The organism is Paralysiella testudinis, from assembly GCF_016894345.1.
Classification (GTDB): Bacteria; Pseudomonadota; Gammaproteobacteria; order Burkholderiales; family Neisseriaceae; genus Paralysiella; species Paralysiella testudinis.
This window is the reverse complement of the sequence record NZ_CP069798.1, coordinates 1,200,765-1,223,774: the sequence shown is the minus strand read 5'-3', so window position 1 is coordinate 1,223,774 and position 23,010 is coordinate 1,200,765. Positions and strand designations below refer to the sequence as shown.

Below are 23,010 nucleotides of genomic sequence, written 5' to 3'. Positions count from 1 at the left end.
TTGCCCACCAACAAAAATATCTTGGTTTGCATCCACGCGTAAATCCAGAAAAATTGTCAACAAGCCCTTAGGCTACCTGAAACCCATATTTAAAGCTCGGCCAGCCATAATTTAACCGCAAAGCCGATAAACAACAGCCCCACCGTGCCCATGCCCGCCGCAGAAACCCGACGCTGGCGCCGAAACGCCGCCGCCAAGCGGCTGCCAGAAAACACCAACATGCTTAAATAAGCAAAACTGGTGATTTGCAAAATCAGCGCCAACACCAAAAAACTCAGCAGCGGGTGGGCGTAGGCCGGGTTCACAAATTGCACAAAAAACGACAGCAAAAACAAAATCGCTTTGGGGTTAGTGAGGCTCAGCAATAAGGCGCGTTTAAACACATGCTTAGGCGCAGAAGCCGCCTGCGCTGTGGCCGCCACCGCTTGCGGCTGCCGCGCCAGCCATTTTTGCACCGCCCCGCGCAATAAGCCCCAGCCGATATAGGCCAGATACAGCCCGCCAACCAGCTTTACGGTATGAAACAGCTCCGGCACCGCTTTGAGTACAGCACCCGCACCCAATGCCGTGGCCAACATCAGCACGCCATCGCCCAACAAAATACCCGCCACCACGCGATAGCCGGTTTTTATTCCATGCTGCCCCGCCATGGCCAGGCAATACATGGAATTGGGGCCGGGCAGCAAAATAATGGCAATGGTGCCAATGATATAGGTGCTTAAATCGGTAATGCCGAACATGGTGCGCTTTCAGGCAGCCTTGGTTTTCAGGCAGCATAGGTTTTATGCTACAAATAATCGCCGGATAGCCGTATCCGGCATAAACCCATTCTTCAGGCAGCCTTGGCCGCTTGCATGCTGTTGATAAACTTGTCGAACAAATACGCCACATCGTGCGGGCCGGGGCTGGCTTCGGGGTGGCCTTGGAATGAAAATGCCGCTTGGTTGGTCAGCTCGATGCCTTGCAAAGAGCCGTCGAACAGCGATTTGTGGGTAATGCGCACATGCTCCGGCAAGCTGGCAGCATCCACCTCAAAGCCGTGGTTTTGACTGGTAATCATCACCCGGCCACTGGCCAAATCCTGTACCGGATGGTTGGCACCGTGATGGCCAAAGGCCATTTTGCGGGTTTTTCCGCCCACCGCCAGCCCCAATAACTGGTGCCCCAAGCAAATGCCGAACAGCGGTTTTTGGCTGGCCAGCAATTCTTTTACCGCGGCGATGGCATAATCACACGGCTCCGGATCGCCGGGGCCGTTCGACAAAAATACGCCGTCCGGCTGCAATGCCAATACTTCTTGCGCTGTCGTTTTGGCCGGCACCACCGTAATGCGGCAGCCGCGCTCGGCCAGCATACGCAAAATATTGGTTTTCACGCCAAAATCATAAGCCACCACATGGTAAGGCTGGCTTTCAGGCTGCCTGAAACCGACACCCAAGCGCCACTCGCCTTGGGTAAACTCATACGGCTGGGCGCAGGTAACTTCTTGCGCCAAATCCTTGCCCGCCATGCTGCCAAATTCCTGTGCCAACGCCAGCGCCTTTTCCTCCGTGGCATCGGCGCCGCTCATAATACAGCCCGCCTGTGCACCTTTATCGCGCAGCAAACGGGTGAGGCGGCGGGTATCAATATCGGCAATCGCCACCGTTTGATGGCGCTGCAAATAGTCGCCCAAGCTTTCGCTGGCGCGGAAATTACTGTGTTGCAAGGGTAAATCGCGAATAATCAAGCCGGCCGCATAAATCTGGCCGCTTTCCGCATCTTCTTCATTTACACCGGTATTACCGATATGCGGGTAAGTGAGCGTTACCATTTGGCGGGCATAAGAGGGATCGGTAAGGATTTCCTGATAGCCGGTGATGGCGGTGTTAAACACCACCTCCCCCACCGCCGTGCCCGCAGCACCAATGGCACTGCCGTGAAACACACTGCCATCCGCCAAAACCAAAATCGCGCTTGTTGTCATTGTTTTAATCCTGTTGATTGAATATTGGCATGCACGCTCAAACCGGCCACAGCCGAACCCCACTTTATCTGGGCGCACATCTGAAATCATAGTATGGAATCACAAGCACTTGCTTTACCGCAGCAAATGCCAAAATCAGGCTAAAAAAAAACACGCCCCACAACGCCCAAGGCCGCTGTGTTACGTGCTTTTTGACATGGCAACCATGCCATAGAAGCAGTGCATTTTACTGAATATCCCCACCACTGGCAAGGCAGAAGCCAAAAGAAAAGGCTGCCTGAAAATGAAGCTTCTGCGAAGCTAAAAGTTTCAGGCAGCCTTGGTATGACAGGTTAATACTGATTAGAAGATTTCTCGCCAGGAAAGGCGTTTAACGCCGGTATTGGTAAGAGGACAAGCTATTCCAGTAGATTCCCATTTACCCGTAGACGTCGTATACATCAGTTCACCAGCACCACCACTTCCTCGCCGACAAATCAACTCTGGCGGAATAGGTTTTTCCTCGCCATCTTTCACTTGACCTGATACTTGATATATGTTAGGAATTAACGATGCTGAGTTATTTGCCAAAAAGTTGGTTGCAGACGGAATACCCTCGACAGCATATGCAGAGAAATAAATAGCACCATCTCGCCTCCGATCCGTTAACGGATTGAAATTGGCCGTATATGCACTCAGATTACCACCTGTTTCTGCGTTAACACCCCAAACCCAACCGGAACCACTACTGCTTTCAATCGAACAAACCTTACCTTCATCTTTAAAAGTATATTGACGAGTGGTAAAAAATACACTATTCGCAATAACTTCAGGCTGAACTGTTACACGCTCCCCTGTATTAGTGGACAACTGCACATACCAACCCATACTACCGTTTCCCGTTTCAGGAACCTTATTATTAGTTAAAATCCTGACTGTTTTTGCCTCACCTTCAAGTGTTAAAGACTTATTGTCTTCTGTAATTGCTTGTTTGGTTAATTGGGTATCTCGATTTTGAAATTGCACTTCTTTGGCTGCCAAGGGCGCCAAAAGATTGCTCTCTTCGGAAACCGTATCAAAAATACCATAAAAAGCCTGATTTTTGGTGTTGGCGACTTTAACCGGATCTCCAGAAACATTATTTTTTACTTCATATAAATCATCAGTATATAAATCACTTCCCGTACCAAATGCCACAACCAGTTTATTCGAGTTATTTTTTCGGTAAACAGAAGGCGCTGCCGTAATCGGCTGATCTGATGAACCGGCATAAATGCGGCTTACCGTCCAACTTGACGGATCCGGGTGCCTTAAATCAAAACGGTACATATTTCCGTGGTAGTCGCCTGCATAGACCAAATCTACAGAACCATTCATATCCAAATCAACCACGGCCGGAGAAGAGAGCCCATTGCGCCCTAAAGCCGAGTTAGAGCCACCAACCGAGATTTTACGGATCAGTTTCCCCGCATTATTGGCACTTGCCGATGCTTTGGCCGCGTTGCTTCCCGGGGATCCTGATAAATCCCGCCATGATGAAATACCGGCGGCATCATATACATACAGTGTTGGCGAGCTGTCTGCACCATAATATCCATTAGCAACAAACGCAGCATAACGCTTGGGATTATCGGCATCCACTATCGCCTTGCCATCCTGATCCCGCTTTGTTGCCAGCGGTGCAATCACCGGTTTGCCTACCGTATAACCCAACATCATGCTTTGTGTGTAATTATTCGAATCTGCCTTATTGGCACCAAACTGATTGGAAGCACTCTCCCACGCGGGTACATTGAGCCATTGATCCTGATTGTCTTGCGACAAACCGATTACGGCATTGTCAACATGGCTTCGTCCACCAAGATTAAGACCATAAACACCTTTACCGCCTTGACCCAGCGCCCCGACCACAATCAGCTGACCTGAACCGTATGTACACCCCGCGCCTTCCTTAATCGGGCAATTTTCCCTACTGGTACGGATATAGGAAATACCACCGTTCATCAAATAATGATGCGGATGATATTCGTTTTTACCATAATCCGGATTAGCCGTATCACCCACTCTTGCCCATGCCGTATCATCCGCAAGTTGGCGGCGCGCGCTGCCCGGCAAGTAATTGAATTTTAATTCATAGGGATTAGTGTTTCTGTCCGTATACGCTGTGGTTCGATATACATGCAACATACCGTCGTTTGCACCCGTAATCAGAAATTTAGGGCGGCTATCGCCAGCTACCCGGCCGCCCACATCATCATCCAACAGCAATATTGAGCCACCGGTGATATCACCCATCTGGCGGTCAGGATCCGACGGTTTTCTGTCTGCTTCGTTTTTCAAACTACGCTCCCGCAGCTTGCTGTTGATTTGCGTATCGGTTTTGCTGCTGTTGCGTATTAGCCAGTCGATATACGATTGTTTTGCGGCCAGTGTATCCAGCTTTAACTGCTCATCCAGCCCAAACAATGCCGCCGGTGCATCTGCCGCTGTCAAAAAATGTGGGGCAGTACTAGGCGTGGTAACCACCACGCGCCGAGTAGAACCACTGCTACTTGCATTATTGGTTAAGCTTCCGTAACTGGGCAAAACATAGTCGGGTACAGGTCGGTTGTTACCATCCAAAACCGGCTGGCCATTGGTGTCAGTTTTGTAAACCACAACAGATTTGTCACCCTCCCGCTTCAATTTCAAAAAATGCAGCTCACTACTCCAGTTTTTGGTATTCAGCGTTGCAACAATGGCAGTTTGCGGAACCTGGCTGGCTACCACCGCTGGAGCCACCGAGGCATAGCCTTCATTACCACCGGCCAAATCCAGTGCCGTTTGCAGTGCTCTTTTTAATGCTGCCTTATCCTCCGCTTCAAAATAGCCGCGCCTTTGAAGCTTGCTCATATAGCTGGCACCATTCTCCAGATAGGCTTTGGCAGTGGCACTGCTGACCACATCTCGCCCAAAGGCCACAGTTAAGGTCTTAATGGTTTGTTTCTGGAAATCCAAATGAGTGGAATCATCCCAAGAAATGCCCTCCTTGTCGCTGCCACCGGTGAGAATATCGTTGGTGGCCAAATTTTCACTCAAAAATGCCAAGCCATCATCTTTATTCTGATTACCAGTCCAACTCCCCGTCCAGCCCGATCCCTCAAACCACCTACTACTCCATTGGCTGTAATTGATACCGTTAGGCAAGCGGTAATTAGTGACAAACGGGTCATTAGAGACTGCGAAGGGTTGCCCGTTAGTAACACCGTCAGTCAACAAGACAATAAAATTGGGTTGACAACGGTACTGGATGGCATTTTCAAACACGCCTGTTCTTTGCCTTAACGCACTACTGACCTCGTAGTAGCGCTGAGTTGTCGGCGTTCCGCCTGTTACCGAAAAACCTCGAATCGAATTGCTCAAACTGCCCAGATGCGTTGAGTCAGATAAATCATTTACCGCAACAGCCGCTGTAGAAGAGTCATCATCAACACTGTCTTGTTTGATTGTTCCGTTATCATTGTTTAAAAAACTCAAACCCCAGCGCTGTTTCTGGGTAAGTTTCTCATCTTGCAACAAGTCCAAGAACGTGTCGCGCAAAACTTTTTCTTTCGGTTCGCCAATGGGTGCAACAATATCGTAGTTATAACCCTCAAAGCCGCCACTGCTCGCACGAACAAGGTTCTCTCGCCAATAGCCACGGGTACCAACATTACCGCAAACATTAGGTCTACTAACGCAGGCTGTTCGGCCACTGTTTTCATACCCCCCCCATCAACACGCGCATACAAATTAAAGGATTGACTACACTTCAGCGTCAATCCATCAGGCTCTAGACAATCTCGTCTTATTGCCAAAGGCCATTCACTCCTCGGCCTAGGCGTATAAAATCTACTATAGGAATTACCCAAAGGTTCATATTTTGAGCCAAGTAGTATATAAGGTATAGAATTCCCCCGAACACCATCGACCATACTTCCTGAGTTATCAATTAAAAACAAAACATTGGGCTTTACCTTGGCACTAAGAATGTTTTTCATGTGCAGAGGTTCTGTCGAAAATGGGGAAACATAATCATTGGCAGATGCCTGCCCAGACGCCGACAATGCCAACCCAATCAGTAGGCATGTTTTTGATAACCCATATTTATTTTCCATTGTCAATCCTTTAGAGTCAATCAGGCAATTCAATGCGTTTCTTGTATGATACAAACACTTTTAGGCATCAATATATTACACATTATTTCCAGTTTTGCCACATCGAACAGCAATATAGCAATATAATGTTTAGATTATATACTATATCGCAATAACTTGTGATTTTCTCTTAAAAAACCAAATGCATAATGGCTAACCACCACCAGTATGCCATTAAAATGAAAATTAACCAGATTTTCCTCTATTTTCCCATAATAATCATCACCCACTCCTGCAAACGGCTCATCCAACAACAATATCCGATAGGGTCGCAGCAATAAACGTGCCAAAGCAATGCGGCGGGCTTGGCCGCCGGATACGGCGGCGCCGTATTCACCCAGTGTGGTGTGCAGGCCTTGCGGCTGGGCGCGTGCCCAATCGGCCAGCGCCACTTTATCCAGCGCGGCCCACAATTCTTCGTCGCTGGCATCGGCTTTACCCAAGCGCAGGTTTTGTGCCAAGGTGAGGTCGAAAATATCCACATTTTGCGCCAAATAACCAATCTGGCCTTGCCATTGCCAATGCTGCAGCGGCTGGCCGTTGAGTAATAATTTGCCGTTTTGCGGCAGCAATTCGCCCGCCAATACTTGCAATAAAGTGGATTTGCCGGCACCGGAAGCGCCGCGTATCCACAACACTTCGCCGTTGCGCACATCAAAGTTGATGTTTTCAGCGCCATTGAGCGCACCGGTCTGTTTGGCGCACAGCTGCTGTGCCTGTAGATGCAGTTGCGCCGGCAAAGGCTGGATGCCGTTGGCCATGGTGGCGGCGTTTTCGCAGCTTAAATCGTTGAGCCGCTGGCAGGCGGCGCGGCTAAAGCCGTAGGCCATCATTTGCATGCCCAGCGGCAACATCACTTCGACCAAGCCAAACAAAGCCAGCAGCAGCGCCAACAACAAAGGCACCGAAATATGGCCCTGCTCCACCGCCACGGCGCCTTGCCACAACAACACGGCGGCGGCCAGCGCCAAGCACAGCTGTTGCCACAATACGGTTTGTGCGGTTTGGTTTTGTTGGCGTTGCCACAGGGTGGCGTAAGCACCGTCGGCATCGGTAAAGGCTGCCTGAAAGCGTGGCCATTGTTGCCATTGCAATAAAGCGGTTAAAGCCGTTAAGGGTTGCAGCAAGGCTTGTCGGCGCGATTCGGCTTGTGCGGTTTGCGCCGCTGCCAATCGCACGCCGCGCGCAGCCGCCCACAGCGGTAACAATACCGCCGCGGCAAGCAAAGGTGGCAGCAGCCATACCAATAAAATGGGCGACACCAGCCACAGCAATAAAGCAAACAGTGCCAACAGCATTTGCGCCCACAGCCACGGCAACAGCAGGCGCAAAGGGTATTCGTTGAGCAGGTCGATGTCGCTGGTGAGGCGGTGCATTTGCCGTATCGAGGCGCTGTGCGCCGAAGCGGCGGCCAGATTGGCGAAAAGGCGATTGCGCAAATCGGCCAACAGCCCCAAGGCGGCATGGTGCGAAGCCAACCGCTCGCCATAACGCCCGGCGGTACGCACAATCGCAAACAGGCGGATAATCGCCGCCGGGCCGAAATAGTTAAACGTATAAGCGCTGGCCAAGCTCAACATGCCCGCTAGTGCGGCGGCGCTGATAAACCAGCCGGACAAGGCCAGCAGGCCAACGGTGGCCAGCAGCGTGAGCATACCCAACAACCACGCCAGCGCCCACATGCCGCGACGGCTGGCCGCCAAGTGGCGCAAGTTAAGTGGCGTGTGGGGCTGAGACATGCTGATTTCCTGTATTAGGCTGCCTAAAAACGTTTCAGGCAGCCTTGATGATGATGATGTATTTCAAATAATTGGATGAATTGCCAAATCCCGTTCGGCAATGGCGGTTTTCCATTTTAGGCAGCCTTTAACAATGGTGAACCCCTTCTATGCCGTATTTTGCCTATCTTCTTTTGCTGGCTTGAGTAGGTGGTTTATGCCCACGCTATCGTTCCACCAGCCTTACTCAATCCGCCGCCGCAGACAAGTGACACACGCGGTCGAGCCAGCCGAGGTTGGCCGTTTCGTGGCTTACCAGCAGCACGGTTTTGCCTTGGCTGATGTGGGCCAATAATGCGTGGATGTCGGCGGCGGTGTCGGCATCCAGATGGGCGGTGGGTTCGTCCAGCAGCCACAGCGGCGCTTGTTGCAATAATAGCTGCGCCAAAGCCAGCCGTTGCAATTGCCCGCCGGATAAACCCTGCCCGCGCTCGCCCAAGGGCGTGGCCAGCCCTTGCGGCAGGCGGCTGAGCAAATCCCATAAACCCACTTGTTGCAGCACCGCCATTAGCTCGGCATCGTCGGCATCGGGTTTGGGCAGGCGCAGATTGTCGGCGATGCTGCCGGGCAGCAGCGGCGGGGTTTGCGCCAAATAGCCGATTTGGCTGCGCCAAGCGGCTTTGTCCAAGCGGCGAAAATCGATTTGGTTAATACGGATTTCACCCTCAAAATCCACAAAACCCAATAGCGCTTGCAGCAAGCTGGATTTGCCGCTGCCGCTGGCACCGGCCAGCACCACGCGCTCTGCTGCGGCCACTTGCAGATTGCATTCCCGCAGCCGGATGCGGCCATGCTCGCCCGCAATGCGCACTTGCTGCAAATTCAAGGCCGGAGCGGTGTTGAAGGGATGGATTTCGTGGCCATTGGGCGGCGGCGCGGCGGCCAATAGCGGCTGCAATGCTTGCGCGGCAGCTTCGGCCTTGGCTTTATCGTGATAATCGGCACCAAGCTGGCGCAAGGGTGCGTAGAACTCCGGTGCCAGCAGCAAAATAAACAGCGCACCCTGATACGGCACCGGCACTTGCCCCTGCGCCCACGGCAGCACGCCAATCAGCCCCAGCCCCAAATACACCGCCACCAGCGCAATCGCCAGCGAAGCAAACAATTCCAGCACCGCCGTCGATAAAAACGCCAGCCGCAGCACGCCCATGGTGCGGGCGCGGTAGTCTTCCGCCGCAGCCGCCACCGCCGCTTGCGCCTGCGGCAAGGCCTGCAAACGGCGCAATGTAGGCAAGCCGCGCAGCAAATCCAGAAAGCGCCCGCTCAATTGCGCCAGCGCGGCAAACTGGGCACGGTTTTTGCGTGCCGCCGCATCGCCCAGCAAAATCATAAACACCGGTACCAAGGGCGCGGTGAGCAGCAGCAAGCTGGCGGCCAGCGGACTATAGTAAAACGCCGCCGCCGCAATCAGCAGCGGCATCAACACCGCCAGCTTTTGCTGCACCACATAGCGGCTGATGTAGCCGTCGAGCGCGTCTACTTGTTCCAGCAGCAGGCTCGACAAAGCGCCGTCGCTGCCCCAGCGGCTGCGTGCCGCGCCTTGTGCCGCCACCGCCGCCAATAATTGCGTGCGCAGATGTTGGCGCAAGCGCAGGCTGGCCTGTTGCAGCAAGCGCTCTTTGCCGTATTGCAGCAAGGGCCGCAACAGCCAGCAGCCGAGCAAATACGGCAACACCGCCAACAAGGCTGCCTGAAGCGGCGCACCGCCCAGCCATTGCGCAAACAGCCACGCCAGCAAAGCACTTTGGCCAATCAGCAACACGCCGCCCACCACGGCCAACAGCCAGGCCGTATTCAAGGCCGGGCGGTAGGGTTGCAGCCATTGTTTGAGTAGATGTTTCGGGGTGTTTTCAGACATCGGGGGTTCTGTTATCGGAAATTTCGGTGTTGATGGCGGCGGCGGGAATACGATTCAAATCCCAATACGGCAAGGCCCAGCCCAGCAAATCCGCCGGTTTATCCACTTCTGGCGCTTCAGGCAGCCTTAAATAAGCCAATACTTGGCGCAACAACGCTTCGGCCTGTTGTGGGTTGAGCGCAGTGGCGCGGGTTTGTTTCGACCACTTCTGCCCTTGCGCATTGGTGAGCAGCGGCAAATGGGCGTAATGCGGCGTGGGATAGCCCAAGCACTGCTGCAAATAGTGCTGGCGCGGGGCAGACACCAGCAAATCCTGCCCGCGCACAATATGGGTAATGCCCTGCGCGGCATCGTCCACCACCACCGCCAGTTGATACGCCCAAAAGCCATCGGCACGCAGCAGCACAAAGTCGCCCACCTCTTGCGCCAGCTGCTGGCCGTAGTTGCCCACCACCGCATCGTGAAAGCCAACATACTGTGCCGGCACGCGCACCCGCCAAGCGGGCGGTTTTGAAGTTTCAGGCTGCCTGAAAACACCCAGCCCCTCACAATGGCCACCATACACCGGCCCGTCCACCCCCATGCGCGGCGATTGCGCCAACACGTTTTTACGGCTGCAATAGCATGGGTAGAGCAAATCTTTGTTTTTCAGCGCCTCTAGCGCGGTACGGTAAAGAGCGTGGCGTTGGCTTTGGTACACTACTTCGCCGTCCCATTCCAAGCCGAATGCCGCCAAAGTGTGCAAAATATGGCTGGCGGCACCGGCCATTTCGCGCGGCGGATCGAGGTCTTCCATGCGCAACAGCCAGCACCCACCGTGCGCACGGGCATCCAAAAACGAGGCCACGGCGGTGAGCAAAGAGCCGATGTGCAGCAAACCCGTGGGGCTGGGGGCGAAACGGCCAATATAAGGTGGAGATACAGGCATAAACAGATGGATTCAGGCAGCCTGAATACAGGCCGAATCGGTTATAATGGCGGCCATTTTACGTCAAACCGCGCCGCATGAGCACCCCGAATCCATCCACTGCAAATCAGCCTACCCTATTGGCCATCGACACCAGCAACGCCCATTTGTCTTTGGGCGTGCATCACCACGGGCGCAGCCATTGCGTTTACGAAGCCGTGGGCAACCGCCAATCGGCACTGATTCTGCCCACCCTGCACACCTTGCTGGCCGAAGCCGGGTTAACCTTGGCCGACATCGACACCATTGTTTACGCCCAAGGCCCCGGCGCATTTACCGGCTTGCGCATCGGCATCGGCGTGGCGCAAGGCTTGGCCATGCCATTTGATACACCATTGATGGGCATTCCCTGCTTAGATGCCGTGGCCGCCCTATTGCCTGGCCAACCTTGCGTGCTGGCCGCCACCGATGCGCGCATGGGCGAGCTGTTTTATGCTTGGTATAACACCGCCAGCGGCCAGCGCTTAAGCGATTACCAAGTGGGCGCCGCCGCCGACATCAGGCTGCCTGAAAACAGCACATCCGCCCAAGCCACAGGCGTGGGCAATGCCTTTGGCCTAGAGATAACGCTGCCGGTGGCCGGCCAAAACCGCATGCCCACAGCGGCAGATTATTTGGCCTTGGCCTTGTCCGGCCGCTATACCGCCGGCAGCGCCGCCGAAGCCGAATTGCTGTATGTACGCAATAAAATCGCCCTCACCGCCGCCGAACAGGCCGCCCGCAAGGCCGGCGCATGAACATCCGCCCTGCTGCCACTGCCGACATGCCCGCATTAGCCGCGCTGGAAAACGCCTGCAACCCCGCGCCTTGGTCTGCCAGCCAACTTCAGGCAGCCTTAAACCCACCCAATCAATTATGGCTGCGCACCGATGCGCAAGGCGAAATTACCGCCATGTTGGCCTGGCAACAACTGATTGACGAAGCGGAAATCCATTTGCTCAACACCGCCCCCGCCCAGCGCCGCCAAGGCCACGCCCAAGCCCTGCTCAATGCCTTGTTTCAGGCAGCTTCAGCGCACGGCATACAGCGGATTTTGCTGGAAGTGCGCGCCGGCAATACCGCCGCACAGGCCTTATACTGCCGCAGCGGCTTTATTGAATGCGGACGGCGCAAAGGCTATTATGGCGGCGTGGAAGACGCCGTATTGATGGAGAAAACATGCTGAGCAGCCGCTATTTGCACCTGCACGAAGCACTGGGCTTGGGGCCGATGTGGCTGCAACAAGGTGCGCAGGTGTTGCCGCCGCCAAACAACAACCGGCCTGCCGACAATCATCCGCCAGCAGCAGACACATCAAGCGCAGCCGCCGCACCCACGCCGGCCCACCATAGCAACAAATCTGCGCACGCACGTCAAGCCGTGATGGCGGCCGTGGGCGGTGAAACCAAAGCACCGCCAGCCACACCCGCACCCAGCGCCAAAACCGCGCCTTCTGCTGTAGCAGCACCCATTCCCATAGACACCTTAAGTCCCGCCACCCTACCCACTGCCTTGGCGCAATGCCAGCGCTGCGATCTACACCGCCAACGCCGCCAACCCTTGCCCGGCCACGGCAGTTTGCAGGCCAAATTATTGGTGATCAGCCCCAACCCCGCGCCCGAAGACGATATGGCGGCGCAATTATTCAGCGGCGAAGCAGGCGTGCTGCTGCACAATATGCTCGCCGCCATTCATATCGATCCGGCAGCAGTGTATTTCACCAGCCAAGTGAAATGTACTCCCAATGCAACGCTGCAAGTCAACCCCACCGAAACCGCCGCCTGCACCCCATTTTTACAGCAACAAATTGCCTGGTTGCAGCCTCAAGCAGTGTTGCTGCTGGGACAAAGCTTTCAACAGATGGCGCCCGACACCTTGGCCGAGCTGCTGCAACAGCGCCCGTATGTGATTGTGCCGCACCCGGCACGGCTATTGCGCCAACACCAGCTTAAAGCCGAAGCCTGGCAGGCACTGCAAAAATTGGTGCCGATGCTGTCTGCTTGAATATGAATATATAGTGGAATGAAGAATAAAGTGATACAAGACGCGAAGCCGCAGACAGTACAAGCAGTACGAAACTGAGTTTGTTGGCGCTTTGGCGCCGTACAAAATCGTTCGCTTTGCGCTAAGGCGCAGCAACGCCGTAGCACTTTGTTATACCAATTCTACAAAATACAATACAATAGAACCCAAGCCCAAACTCCCCCAAACACCACCATGCCCAAACTAACGCCCCGCAAACACCAGCTGACCGATCATGATTTTTTGAAACTGTCCAAAACAGAGTCAAATCCGAGAGCGCGGATCAAATTGCTGATGCTGCATCAACTAAGCTTGAGTCACAGCTTAGACAGCATTGCACAAACCTTTGGCTATCATCAACAAAGCATCAGCGTCATCAGAAAGCACTATTGGCTGTATGGGCTGGACAGCATCTACGACAAACCCGGCAGAGGCCGCAAAAGCCTGTTGGCCGAAAAAGACATCGAAGCCTTTAAGCAAGCCATTGTAGAACAACAACAGCAAAGGGGCGGCGGCAGGCTGACTGCTGTTGATATTGCCCGTATTGCCAAGGAAGACTTTAATACCGACTACACACCGAAAGGCATTTACGGCTTATTGTCCCGCATCGGCATCAGCTGGGTATCTGCCCGCAGCCGGCATCCCAAAGCGGATCAGCAGGCAATGGATGATTTTAAAAAACTTCGTAAACCATGTTCGGACAGTGCTGCCTGAACACATTGAGCTGTCTGACGTAGACATCTGGTTTCAAGATGAAACCCGTATCGGCCAGCAAGGATCCATCACCCGGGTTTGGCACTATTGCGGCCAAAGGCCGAGGGTCGTACGCCAACAGCAATTTGAGTCTGCCTACTTATTTGGGGCATTCTGCCCCTCAAACGGCAACAGTGTGGGTTTGGTATTGCCGTATGTGAATAAGCAAGCCATGCAGCTACATATGCAGCATATCAGCAAGGAAGTACCGGAGGGTCGTCATGCAGTGGTGGTTATGGATGGCGCTTTATGGCATCAAGCCGATTTAAACCTACATAACGTGACGATGCTGAAATTGCCGCCGTATTCACCGGAGTTGAATCCGTCTGAACAGATATGGCAGTATTTAAAGCAGCATGATTTATCGAACCGATGCTTTGATGGTTATGATGCGATTGTAGATGCTGCTTGTGTGGCTTGGAATCGGTTGCGTGTACAGCTTGAATTGATTCGGTCGATTACCTTTAGGGCTTGGTCTATTGTATGTTAATTTAGAGAATTGGTATTATACATTTCACTATAGTAGTGGGTCAAAACTTTGCGGCCAAGCTCAGATAGCGCTATATTGCCGATGAAATATACCCGCCATTGGGAAAACCACCATGCCTTATCGCTTCTGCATCGCCAGCCTTTGCTTGGCCTTGGGCGCCTGCTCATTTTCGCCCACCAAAATCTCTTCGCTGGATGAAGACCAACGCCAGCAAATCGCCTACACCACCCTCTACAACCAACAAGGCCGCTTGGATCACGCCGCCTATGCCGCCGCCTTACAACAAAAATTATCGGCCAGCGCGCAACCGGCTGTTGCCTTGCAAGACTACGCCCGCCAGCTCGGCGGCCACTGCCGCCATCCGGACAACGACCCGCAACGCCTGCAATGTCTGTTGCCCGAATCCAGCACCATTTGCCTGCACAACAAAATTCGGCTTAGCGCAGTATTCCAAAACCAGCGCCTCCAGAGCTTGAGTAGTGAGCCGTTTGTTGATGGCTGCTAAAACCGGGTTGCATTGATTGAAGATAATACAAGGCTGCCTGAAAACTTTACTTTCAGGCAGCCTTTTAACCATGCAGTCAATACCGCACTAATCCCAATCTTGCGCCACAAAACGCATTTCTTCGCCCGCATCATTACGCAAAATCAGCCGCTGACCTTCCAAGCGGTAATGCTTCATCTGGCCGATGCGCTGACCGAATTGCTGTTCCGCATCCATGCGCCCGGCGCAATACATGCGGGTAGACATCACCGCGCCAAAGCGGATTTGGCCTTTATCTTGCGGCTGCGCTGTAAAATTCAGACGATTGCAGCCCATATTGGCCGCCGCTTGCGGCAATGCGGTTAAATCCATTTGCGCTTGCAGCGCCACCAATTGCGCACGTTCAACGCCGTTGATATCCGTGAGCATCCATACCCGCTGCAAACCGGGTTGGCTTTGGTTTTCGGCTTCGGGCACCGCGGTGGCGGCGCAGCCACCCAATAGCGCCGCCATGCAGGCCGCCGTGAATGCGTGTTGTTTGATGGACATGATTTCTCCTTAAATTAAGCTTTTCCGCTCAACTGCTAAGCAATAAATTGGCCGGTTTCCGGCAAGCGCAGTGATGCCCGACATGCGGTATCGCCGCTCAGACCGTCATGTGGTTTTTTGGTTCCAATCCATAGAAACAAGGCTGCCTGAAAGATTGATTTTCAGGCAGCCTTTTAAGTGATGATACGTTTTACTCGGCTTTCTGCCACGTGTCTTTCAGCGTTACGGTGCGGTTGAATACCGGGTCTTCGGCGCGGTGGTCATGGCGGTCGGTCACGAAATAGCCCAAACGCTCAAACTGGTAGCGTGATTCGGGCGGCAGGCTGTTGGCCACCGGCTCCACCCAAGCATCAATCTGCATCATCGAATCGGGGTTTAAAAACTCGGTAAACGGCTTGTATTGGCCGTCTTCGTCGCGCACGGCATCAGGGCGGGCTTCGGTAAACAGGCGGTCGTACAGGCGTACAGTGGCACGCACGGCGTGTTTGGCGGAAAGCCAGTGAATCACGCCTTTAACCTTGCGCCCTTCGGGTTTTTTACCCAAAGTGTCGTGGTCAATGCGGCATTTCAGTGTGGTAACGCGGCCGCTGCTGTCTTGTACCACTTCTTCGCATTTGATGACATAGCTGTAGCGCAGGCGCACTTCGCCGCCCACGGTGAGGCGTTGCCAACCCGGCGGCGGGTTGAGCGAAAAATCATCCGCTTCGATATACAGCGTTTTGCTGATGGGCACTAGGCGCTCGCCAAATTCGGGATGTTGCGGATGATACGGGGCGCTGCGGCTTTGGGTGAGCGCTTCGTCGTAATTCACCAGCTCTACTTTAATCGGGTTGAGCACCGCCATCATGCGCGGGGCGGAGCCTTCCAGCTCTTCGCGGATGGCGCCTTCCAACAGGTTCATGTCCACCACGTTTTCGCTTTTGGAAATGCCCACCCGTTTGGAAAACAAGCGCAAGCCTTCGGGGGTGTAGCCACGGCGGCGCATACCGGAAATGGTGGGCATACGTGGGTCGTCCCAGCCTTGCACATGGCCTTCGCTCACCAATTGGTTAAGCTTGCGCTTGGAGGTGATGGAATACAGCAGCTCTAGGCGCGAAAATTCGTATTGGCGCGGGTGGTTGTCGATGGCAATGTTTTCCACCACCCAATCGTACAGAGGGCGGTGGGCTTCAAATTCGAGCGTGCACAGGGAATGGGTGATGTGCTCCAGCGCATCGGAGATGGCGTGGGTGTAGTCGTACATGGGGTAAATCACCCACGCATCGCCGGTGCGGTGGTGGTGGACGCGGCGGATGCGGTAAATCACCGGGTCGCGCAGGTTGATATTACCGGCGGCCATGTCGATTTTTAGGCGCAGGGTTTTGCTGCCGTCGGGAAATTCACCGGCGCGCATGCGTTGAAATAAATCGAGGTTTTCGGCCACGCTGCGTTCGCGGTAGGGGCTGTTTTTGCCCGGCTCGGTGAGCGTGCCGCGGTATTGGCGCATTTCTTCGGCGTCTAAGTCGTCGACATAGGCTTTGCCTGCTTCAATCAGCTCGATGGCGTAGTGGTAGAGGGTTTCGAAATAATCGGAGGCGTAGCGCTCTTCGTGCCACTGAAAACCCAGCCACTGTACGTCTTCTTTGATGGCGCGCACGTATTCGTCGGATTCTTTTTCCGGATTGGTGTCGTCAAAACGCAGATTGCACAGGCCATCGTAAATATAGGCCAAGCCGAAATTAAGGCAAATGGATTTGGCGTGGCCGATGTGCAGATAGCCGTTGGGCTCGGGCGGGAAACGGGTAATGATGCGGCTGTGTTTGCCGCTGTTCAAGTCTTCGTCGATGATGTTGCGGATAAAATGGTTATCGGCAAACTGGTCTTTGTTCATCATGGCTTTGGTGGTCAATCTGGTGAGTAAGCGGTTGTGTTGTGCATGGCGGCTGCCGCCGGTGGGCAAGATAGAATAAAGCCTATCCTTGTATATCAGGATGGCTTCCCCTTATTACAAGCCCGAAGTATAAAACAGCACTAAACGTCAATTATACCCCACATTTTGCGGTGCAACATCAACAACAAAAACAGCCCCCTTAAAGTGCAGGGGGCTGTGCTGGCGGTGGGCTTTACTGCCCTGAGGCGGCGGAAGCCGCAGGGGCGGCGGAAGCCGCAGGGGCGGCGGCCGGCGCATTGCCGGCGCTAAACCACTTGGCGTAAATTTTGTCGTAAGTGCCGTCGGCCTTGATGGCGGCAATACCGGCGTTGATTTTTTTCAGCAAATCATCATCACGGCCTTTTTTCACCGCAAAGCCGTAGAATTCTTTTTCAAAACTGGGGTCAACCAAGGTATTCAGCTTGGTGCCCGGGTTGTTGTTGACGAAGTTTTGCACCACGCCATTATCACCCACGGAAGCATCTACGCCACCGCTCACCAGCTCTTTCAGTGCCAGCGGCATGGATTCGAAGCGTTTGATGTTGGTGCTGTCTTTGCCTTGCAGTTTCTGCATCACCAAGTCGCCGGTGGTGCCGTTTTGCACCGATACCGTACGTTTGGCCAAATCAGCAAACGATTTCACATCACTGCCCTTGGCGCCGGTAACAATCATCTGCGTGGCTTCAAAGTAGGGATCAGAAAAACCCATGCTCTGCTTGCGTTCGTCGGTGATGGTGACGCTGGACGACACCACATCGGCATCACCCTTGCCCAAAGTAGCAAAAATGCCTTCCCACGGCGTATTCACAAATTTGAACTGCAAGCCTTCTTTGTTGCCCACAGCCTCCAGAATATCCTTGGAGAAACCCAGCACTTCGCCCGCTTCGGTGTATTCAAACGGCGCATAAGTGGCATCGGTGGCCACCACATAAGTTTTGGCGGCGGCGGCACTGCCATCGGCAGAGGCGGCAGCGGTTTCGGTTTTGCTGCCACCACCGCAGGCGGCCAGTGTGAATGCGGCGGCTACGGCAGCCAATGTCCATACGGCTTTTTGTTTCAACATCATCTTGTTCTCTCCCAATGCGTATTTTTGAAAATGTTGTGTGTTGCACTTCAACTAAAACAATCATACACAGGATTGAAACAGATGCACAGGCCAAAGCCACCCATTTGCCCAAATTACGCATACTAAGGCTGCCTGAAAATAAATAAGGTATTGTTTTAATTTAAATTAAAACAATTATGAAGCGCGAATTTATTTATTCAAATTTGTTTGAAAACCGCAAACCGGCATTCTTAATGTGCATCATAAAGAGACAATTCCCGCCATGTTTCGGCATTCACGCCTTCAATGATGCGGTATTGCGCCAGAAAATCGGCGATTTGCATCTGCGCTTGCTGACAAACTTGCTGACGGTTTAAGCCATGGGTATTGATGGGGTTTAGAAAATGCACTTCCACTTGGCTTTGCGGCTGTTGCAACACCGCACACAATGATTGCCAGAGGGTAATGTCGTCATAATAGGCGGATGCCGGATTGCGGCCGCCTTGCGGCAAGGGATAGCGCAAAGCCAGTGGCTGCACTGTGGCTTGCGCATTAACCGCCGCCTGAAACAGGCTGCTTTTAAACGGCTTGATGCTGGCGCCATCGGTAGTGGTGCCTTCGGGGAATACGGCCACGCGATCACCTTCGCGCAACACCTGCGCCACGGTATCGGCCACCGCCAAAGCCGATGCGCGACAGCTGCGGCGGATAAACACCGTGTCTGCCCGCGCCACCAGCCAGCCAATCAACGGCCAGCCAAGAATGTCTTCTTTGGCCACAAACCGCATTGGCACCACGGCATTGATGGCAAAAATATCCAACCACGAAATGTGGTTGGCCACCAACATGCGCCCACCGGTGCTGTCCACCGCCATATCCTGCGGCAGCACGGTTAAGCGCATACCACAAATATGCAGCAATTGGCGCGACCAGCGGCCGATAATGGCTTGCCGTTGTGTGCGGCTGGCGCGGCCGAAAAACAGCAGAATCTGCGCACAGCCATACAGCAAATGCACGCCCACCCGCCCTAAACGCCAGCACAACAACCATTTGTTTGCCTGCATCCGTGTTCCTTATTTAAGGAAGTGGCGCGCATAGCGCGGGTTTAAGCGCGACATCGGCATCATCACCAGCACATCGGCGCTGTTAAAGTCAGCATCCCAATGTGGCTCGCCGCAAATATAGGCACCGGCGCGCACATAGCCCTTAATCAACGCTGGGCACTCTACCGCCAAATCGCGCTGCAAGGCGTGTATCGGCAATGGATTTTTGGGGAATACACGGTATTCCGGCGGCGCATAGTGTTTTTGCTGCAATTGGGTAAACAGGCTGGCGGCAAAATGGCCGCCATCGGCCATGCTGATGCTGCCGCAGCCAATCATAAAGCTCAAATCCTGCTGCTGCATAAACTGCACCAAGCCAGCCCACAATAGGGTAATGGTGCTGCCGGAGCGGTAATCCTGGTGTACGCAGGCGCGACCGAGTTCCACGGTTTGCGGCAATACGTGCTGCAAACGGGCCAAATCGAATTCGGCGGCGGAATACCAGCCGCCTGCGGCTTTGGCGCCCTCGGCGGTGAGCAGACGGTAGCAACCAATCACGCGGCCGCTGTCGCGGTCGCGCGCAATCAGGTGGCGGCAGAACGGATCAAAATGGTCGACATCCAAACCGTCTACTGCGGTGATGTTGGCGCCCATTTCTTCGGCAAACACCTTATAGCGCAATCGTTGTGCTTCGGCCACCTCGTGCTCGTCATGCGCCAGCGACACACTCAGGCTGCCGCCTTGAATCGATAAGTGGGTGGGGGTTTGCAGTTGTAACATGGTCGTTGCTCCAGAATGTGCCGGTGACACGCCTATGTTAAAAAACCAATTAACGATGGTTTGCCACGCATCGGCGATGCGGGAAAATCGGCGTGCCATGGGCAATATTTTTCAAGTATCCTGCTGTCGATGCTGTAAAATTTTGCACACGGGAATGTTTCATGCACATGACAGGCGGCGCTGGTTTGGATGGTGCAGCCAACCCTCTGCCACATCAACCACAAACCAATACGGCAACGGCTTGTGCTGATTTTATTAGCATGATGGCCACTTTACAAACTGAAAATGACAAAACAGTGAACAAATAATGACGAAAGCAAGACAATAAAGGCTACCTGAAAGTTTCAGGCAGCCTTTATTGTTTTTCGTAACGGTAAAATATGTTGCACAAAGCGGCTTAAAACGCCTCGCCCACTTTCACGCCACCGGCCACATCAACACAGCTGGCCAGCGCCGCCACTTGCGCTTGGGCTGCCTGAAATTCCGGCGTTTGCAGCAAGGCGGCAAATTGGCCGGGCTCGCCGCTGCCGGCCATAAACTGCCAGCGGGCGGCCAGCTGCGGATTAGGCGGGGCGCTAAAATCCTGCAACAACGCATCCACCCAAGCCGGTTTATTGCACACCAGCACAATATCGCAGCCGGCGGCAAAGGCGCGGTCGGCGCGGGCGCGGATGTCGCCCGCCATGCTGGCGCCTTCCATGGTAAGGTCGTCGGAAAAAATCACCCCGTTAAAACCCAACTCTTCGCGCAACACCTGTTGCAGCCACACTGCCGAGAATCCGGCCGGCTCGCTGTCCACCTGCGGATACACCACATGGGCGGGCATTACCGCGGCCATGCCCGCTTCGCTGAGGTGCTCGAACGGCAATAAGTCGTCTTCCCATAATTCATCTAGGCTGCGCCTATCTTCAGGCAGCGTGTGGTGGCTGTCGCCCGCCACAAAGCCATGACCGGGGAAATGCTTGCCGCAGGCTTTCATGCCGCCTTTTTGCAAGCCGCGCTGCAAGGCCAGCGCCAAATCGGTAACCACATGGCTGTCGGCATGAAAGCTGCGGTTGCCGATCACCGCACAGCAGCCCCAATCCAAATCCAGCACCGGCGTAAACGACAAATCCACGCCACAGGCGCGCAACTCCGCCGCCAGCACCCAGCCCACTTGCTCGGCCTGTGCTTGCGCGGCCGCTTGGCCGTGGGCATCCCAAACCTCACCCAACGCACGCATGGCGGGCAAACGGGTAAAGCCGTCGATAAAGCGCTGCACACGCCCGCCTTCGTGATCCACCGCCACCACCAATTCAGGCTGCCTTAACGCTTTAATCTGCGCCACCAATGCCGTGATCTGCTCGCGCGAGGCATAATTGCGGCGGAACAAAATCACCCCGCCCACCGCCGGATGGCATAAACGCTGCCGCTCTTCTGCGGTTAAAACCAGCCCGGCCACATCGGCCATCACCGGGCCGCGGGGTAGTGTTGGTGCTGTCATTGAATGTTCCTTTGATTGCCCGTGAGAGCCTGAAGTGTGAATATCTTGTTCTTTGAACAAGCGTCGGATTCAAGAATCCGACCTACAGCACTTTCAGGCAGCCTTAACCAACCCTGCAGTTAAAAAACCAGCCCGCTCAATACAAAGCTAGGCTGGCTCTAAGTATACGCAGATTTACTGTAAGGTCAGCGCCAAAAACAGGGTATTGCTGCCGCGTTTCACCAACAACGGAATGTTTTTGCCGGCAGCGGCCACGGCTTTGTTAAAGCTGTCTTCATCGCTCACGCTGGTTTGCCCCACCGCCACAATCACATCGCCACGGCGCAAGCCTGCTTGCGCGGCCAAGCCTTGGCTGTTGATCACCACCAAGCCGTTTTGGCTTTGCTGCAAGCCCAAGCCCAAGCTTGGCACCTGAAAACCGGCGGCACTGCTGCCGTCGGGTGCGGCGCTGCCTGCGGGATTGTTGGCGGCGGTATCGCTGCCCATGCTGTCGAGCGTGACTTTAACGCTTTCACTTTTGCCGTTGCGCCATATGCCCAGCGTGATCTCTTTGCCCGGTGCGGTAATCCCCACCATCACCGGCAAATCGCTGGAGTTTTTCACTTCTTCGCCGTTCACGCTTTGCACAATATCGCCCACCTGCAAACCGGCCTTGGCCGCCGGCCCGCCCGCAATCACTTGCGACACCAAGGCGCCGCTGGCTTTTTCCAAGCCAAACGATTTGGCCAAATCATACGATACCTCTTGAATCACCACGCCCAAGCGACCGCGCTGCACCTTGCCGGTGGTCTTCAGCTGCTCGGCCACATTCATCGCCACATCGATGGGAATGGCAAACGAAATGCCCATAAAGCCGCCGCTGCGGCTGTAGATTTGCGAATTGATGCCCACCACTTGGCCGCGCAGGTTGAATAAGGGGCCGCCGGAATTGCCGGGGTTAATCGCCACATCGGTTTGGATAAACGGGGTGTAGTTTTCGTTGGGCAGGCTGCGTCCTTTGGCCGACACAATCCCGGCGGTGACGCTGTTATCAAAGCCGAACGGCGCGCCAATGGCCGCCACCCATTCGCCCACTTTCAATTGCTTGGGGTTGCCCACTTTTACCGTAGGCAAATCTTGCGCATCGATTTTGAGCAAGGCCACGTCCGATTGGGCATCGGAGCCCACCAATTTGGCGCTGTATTCGCGTTTGTCGTTGAGCAGCACTTTGATGTTGTTCATACCCGCCAGTACATGGGTATTGGTGAGGATATAGCCGTCGGCACTGATGATAAAACCGGAGCCGAAGTTGAAATTTTCTTCGGCGTCTTGCGGCTCAGACGGCATATTGGGCACCAGCCGCTTAAAGAACTCGTAGAAAGGATCGTTGTCGGGAAACTGGCTCTGATCCATGCCTGCAGGATCGGCTTGGTTGCGAGAGCCCGCATCGCGCGAGGCCTGGATATTCACCACCGCCGCGCCTTCTTGCTCCACCAATTGAGTGAAATCGGGCAACAGCATCGCCACGCTGCCATTTTTGCCGTCGGTTTCGATGGTTTTAACAAAACCCTGATTGTCGTCTTCACGGCCAAACCAGCTACTGCCTTTGTCGCAGCCGCCCAGCAGCAAAGCCACGGCGGTGGCGGTGAACATCCATTTTGGGGTACGGCGCATAGCAATCCTTTGTGTTTCACAGTTGATTTTGCGGCAATGCAATATGGCAAGCATTGTAGCCAAAAGGCTGCCTGAAACACAACTGCCATCATGGCTA

20 protein-coding genes are annotated in these 23,010 nt (G+C 54.2%); 7 read left to right on the top strand and 13 right to left on the bottom strand.

From position 1 onward, the window contains the following. Nucleotides 1-89: 89 nt before the first annotated feature. The 6 genes from leuE to gluQRS all read right to left on the bottom strand — a co-directional run bounded on the left by leuE (nucleotide 90) and on the right by gluQRS (nucleotide 10,684). Nucleotides 90-740 (bottom strand): leucine efflux protein LeuE, encoded by a 651-nt coding sequence (gene leuE, locus JQU52_RS06275; protein WP_230340278.1) that lies wholly within the window; start codon nucleotides 738-740, stop codon nucleotides 90-92. 92 nt (nucleotides 741-832) lie between these two features. Then, nucleotides 833-1,966, bottom strand: coding sequence for a glutamine-hydrolyzing carbamoyl-phosphate synthase small subunit (gene carA, locus JQU52_RS06270; RefSeq protein WP_230340277.1), 1,134 nt, complete (start codon nucleotides 1,964-1,966; stop codon nucleotides 833-835). A 342-nt stretch (nucleotides 1,967-2,308) separates the two neighbouring features. Next, nucleotides 2,309-5,524, bottom strand: a complete 3,216-nt coding sequence (locus JQU52_RS06265) for a pilus assembly protein (RefSeq protein ID WP_230340276.1) — start codon at nucleotides 5,522-5,524, stop codon at nucleotides 2,309-2,311. A 691-nt stretch (nucleotides 5,525-6,215) separates the two neighbouring features. Beyond that, entirely contained in the window at nucleotides 6,216-7,859 is a 1,644-nt protein-coding gene (locus tag JQU52_RS06260) for an amino acid ABC transporter ATP-binding/permease protein (protein WP_230340275.1), read from the bottom strand. Between the two features lie 226 nt (nucleotides 7,860-8,085). After that, entirely contained in the window at nucleotides 8,086-9,756 is a 1,671-nt protein-coding gene (cydD, locus tag JQU52_RS06255; protein ID WP_230340274.1) for a thiol reductant ABC exporter subunit CydD, read from the bottom strand. Further along, entirely contained in the window at nucleotides 9,749-10,684 is a 936-nt protein-coding gene (gluQRS, locus tag JQU52_RS06250) for a tRNA glutamyl-Q(34) synthetase GluQRS (RefSeq protein ID WP_230340273.1), read from the bottom strand. The genes cydD and gluQRS overlap by 8 nt, the downstream gene beginning before the upstream one ends. A 77-nt stretch (nucleotides 10,685-10,761) precedes the next feature. Between gluQRS and tsaB the strand changes: the two genes are divergently transcribed. From tsaB to JQU52_RS06220, 6 genes are all read left to right on the top strand, one after another. After that, nucleotides 10,762-11,460: a tRNA (adenosine(37)-N6)-threonylcarbamoyltransferase complex dimerization subunit type 1 TsaB gene (gene tsaB / locus JQU52_RS06245; RefSeq protein WP_230340272.1), complete on the top strand. Its 699-nt coding sequence runs from the start codon at nucleotides 10,762-10,764 to the stop codon at nucleotides 11,458-11,460. Continuing rightward, entirely contained in the window at nucleotides 11,457-11,888 is a 432-nt protein-coding gene (rimI, locus tag JQU52_RS06240; protein ID WP_230340271.1) for a ribosomal protein S18-alanine N-acetyltransferase, read from the top strand. The genes tsaB and rimI overlap by 4 nt, the downstream gene beginning before the upstream one ends. Next, a complete protein-coding gene (locus JQU52_RS06235) occupies nucleotides 11,882-12,706 on the top strand; it encodes a uracil-DNA glycosylase (protein WP_230340270.1) in 825 nt (274 codons plus the stop codon). The genes rimI and JQU52_RS06235 overlap by 7 nt, the downstream gene beginning before the upstream one ends. A 213-nt stretch (nucleotides 12,707-12,919) precedes the next feature. Then, on the top strand, nucleotides 12,920-13,438 hold the full coding sequence (locus JQU52_RS06230; RefSeq protein WP_230340269.1) for a winged helix-turn-helix domain-containing protein: 519 nt from the start codon (nucleotides 12,920-12,922) through the stop codon (nucleotides 13,436-13,438). Continuing rightward, the gene (locus tag JQU52_RS06225; protein ID WP_230340268.1) at nucleotides 13,392-13,967 is read left to right on the top strand and encodes an IS630 family transposase; all 576 of its coding nucleotides are present in this window, start codon (nucleotides 13,392-13,394) and stop codon (nucleotides 13,965-13,967) included. Before JQU52_RS06230 ends, JQU52_RS06225 begins: the two co-directional genes overlap by 47 nt. Nucleotides 13,968-14,079: 112 nt before the next feature. Continuing rightward, a complete protein-coding gene (locus JQU52_RS06220; protein ID WP_230340267.1) occupies nucleotides 14,080-14,472 on the top strand; it encodes a hypothetical protein in 393 nt (130 codons plus the stop codon). A gap of 87 nt (nucleotides 14,473-14,559) precedes the next feature. On the opposite strand, the gene JQU52_RS06215 is transcribed toward JQU52_RS06220, so the two are convergent. From JQU52_RS06215 to JQU52_RS06195, 5 genes are all read right to left on the bottom strand, one after another. After that, complete coding sequence (locus JQU52_RS06215; protein ID WP_230340266.1) at nucleotides 14,560-15,000, bottom strand: META domain-containing protein; 441 nt, start codon at nucleotides 14,998-15,000, stop codon at nucleotides 14,560-14,562. 190 nt (nucleotides 15,001-15,190) lie between these two features. After that, a complete protein-coding gene (locus JQU52_RS06210; RefSeq protein ID WP_230340533.1) occupies nucleotides 15,191-16,873 on the bottom strand; it encodes a glutamine--tRNA ligase/YqeY domain fusion protein in 1,683 nt (560 codons plus the stop codon). A 229-nt stretch (nucleotides 16,874-17,102) separates the two neighbouring features. Then, nucleotides 17,103-17,975, bottom strand: a complete 873-nt coding sequence (locus tag JQU52_RS06205; RefSeq protein ID WP_230340265.1) for a basic amino acid ABC transporter substrate-binding protein — start codon at nucleotides 17,973-17,975, stop codon at nucleotides 17,103-17,105. A 230-nt stretch (nucleotides 17,976-18,205) separates the two neighbouring features. Next, nucleotides 18,206-19,018: a lysophospholipid acyltransferase family protein gene (locus JQU52_RS06200; RefSeq protein WP_230340264.1), complete on the bottom strand. Its 813-nt coding sequence runs from the start codon at nucleotides 19,016-19,018 to the stop codon at nucleotides 18,206-18,208. 9 nt (nucleotides 19,019-19,027) lie between these two features. Next, nucleotides 19,028-19,777 carry a GNAT family N-acetyltransferase gene (locus JQU52_RS06195; protein WP_230340263.1) on the bottom strand — a complete coding sequence of 250 codons (750 nt, stop codon included), beginning with the start codon at nucleotides 19,775-19,777 and terminating at the stop codon, nucleotides 19,028-19,030. 161 nt (nucleotides 19,778-19,938) lie between these two features. On the opposite strand from JQU52_RS06195, the gene JQU52_RS06190 reads away from it, so the two are divergent. After that, entirely contained in the window at nucleotides 19,939-20,085 is a 147-nt protein-coding gene (locus JQU52_RS06190) for a hypothetical protein (protein ID WP_230340262.1), read from the top strand. A gap of 89 nt (nucleotides 20,086-20,174) precedes the next feature. Here the strand turns inward: JQU52_RS06190 and nagZ are convergent, their stop codons facing one another. Together nagZ and JQU52_RS06180 are read right to left on the bottom strand one after the other, a co-directional pair. Then, nucleotides 20,175-21,260 carry a beta-N-acetylhexosaminidase gene (nagZ, locus tag JQU52_RS06185; protein ID WP_230340261.1) on the bottom strand — a complete coding sequence of 362 codons (1,086 nt, stop codon included), beginning with the start codon at nucleotides 21,258-21,260 and terminating at the stop codon, nucleotides 20,175-20,177. Nucleotides 21,261-21,434: 174 nt separating this feature from the next. Then, nucleotides 21,435-22,913 (bottom strand): DegQ family serine endoprotease, encoded by a 1,479-nt coding sequence (locus JQU52_RS06180; protein ID WP_230340260.1) that lies wholly within the window; start codon nucleotides 22,911-22,913, stop codon nucleotides 21,435-21,437. Nucleotides 22,914-23,010: the final 97 nt, after the last annotated feature.

Bases quoted from the DNA above. Each gene is read 5' to 3' on its own strand.
- leuE (WP_230340278.1), bottom strand. From the start codon at position 740: ATGTTCGGCATTACCGATTTAAGCACCTATATCATTGGCACCATTGCC.
- carA (WP_230340277.1), bottom strand. From the start codon at position 1,966: ATGACAACAAGCGCGATTTTGGTTTTGGCGGATGGCAGTGTGTTTCAC.
- JQU52_RS06260 (WP_230340275.1), bottom strand. From the start codon at position 7,859: ATGTCTCAGCCCCACACGCCACTTAACTTGCGCCACTTGGCGGCCAGC.
- cydD (WP_230340274.1), bottom strand. From the start codon at position 9,756: ATGTCTGAAAACACCCCGAAACATCTACTCAAACAATGGCTGCAACCC.
- gluQRS (WP_230340273.1), bottom strand. From the start codon at position 10,684: ATGCCTGTATCTCCACCTTATATTGGCCGTTTCGCCCCCAGCCCCACG.
- tsaB (WP_230340272.1), top strand. From the start codon at position 10,762: ATGAGCACCCCGAATCCATCCACTGCAAATCAGCCTACCCTATTGGCC.
- rimI (WP_230340271.1), top strand. From the start codon at position 11,457: ATGAACATCCGCCCTGCTGCCACTGCCGACATGCCCGCATTAGCCGCG.
- JQU52_RS06235 (WP_230340270.1), top strand. From the start codon at position 11,882: ATGCTGAGCAGCCGCTATTTGCACCTGCACGAAGCACTGGGCTTGGGG.
- JQU52_RS06230 (WP_230340269.1), top strand. From the start codon at position 12,920: ATGCCCAAACTAACGCCCCGCAAACACCAGCTGACCGATCATGATTTT.
- JQU52_RS06225 (WP_230340268.1), top strand. From the start codon at position 13,392: ATGATTTTAAAAAACTTCGTAAACCATGTTCGGACAGTGCTGCCTGAA.
- JQU52_RS06220 (WP_230340267.1), top strand. From the start codon at position 14,080: ATGCCTTATCGCTTCTGCATCGCCAGCCTTTGCTTGGCCTTGGGCGCC.
- JQU52_RS06215 (WP_230340266.1), bottom strand. From the start codon at position 15,000: ATGTCCATCAAACAACACGCATTCACGGCGGCCTGCATGGCGGCGCTA.
- JQU52_RS06210 (WP_230340533.1), bottom strand. From the start codon at position 16,873: ATGATGAACAAAGACCAGTTTGCCGATAACCATTTTATCCGCAACATC.
- JQU52_RS06205 (WP_230340265.1), bottom strand. From the start codon at position 17,975: ATGATGTTGAAACAAAAAGCCGTATGGACATTGGCTGCCGTAGCCGCC.
- JQU52_RS06200 (WP_230340264.1), bottom strand. From the start codon at position 19,018: ATGCAGGCAAACAAATGGTTGTTGTGCTGGCGTTTAGGGCGGGTGGGC.
- JQU52_RS06195 (WP_230340263.1), bottom strand. From the start codon at position 19,777: ATGTTACAACTGCAAACCCCCACCCACTTATCGATTCAAGGCGGCAGC.
- JQU52_RS06190 (WP_230340262.1), top strand. From the start codon at position 19,939: ATGCACATGACAGGCGGCGCTGGTTTGGATGGTGCAGCCAACCCTCTG.
- nagZ (WP_230340261.1), bottom strand. From the start codon at position 21,260: ATGACAGCACCAACACTACCCCGCGGCCCGGTGATGGCCGATGTGGCC.
- JQU52_RS06180 (WP_230340260.1), bottom strand. From the start codon at position 22,913: ATGCGCCGTACCCCAAAATGGATGTTCACCGCCACCGCCGTGGCTTTG.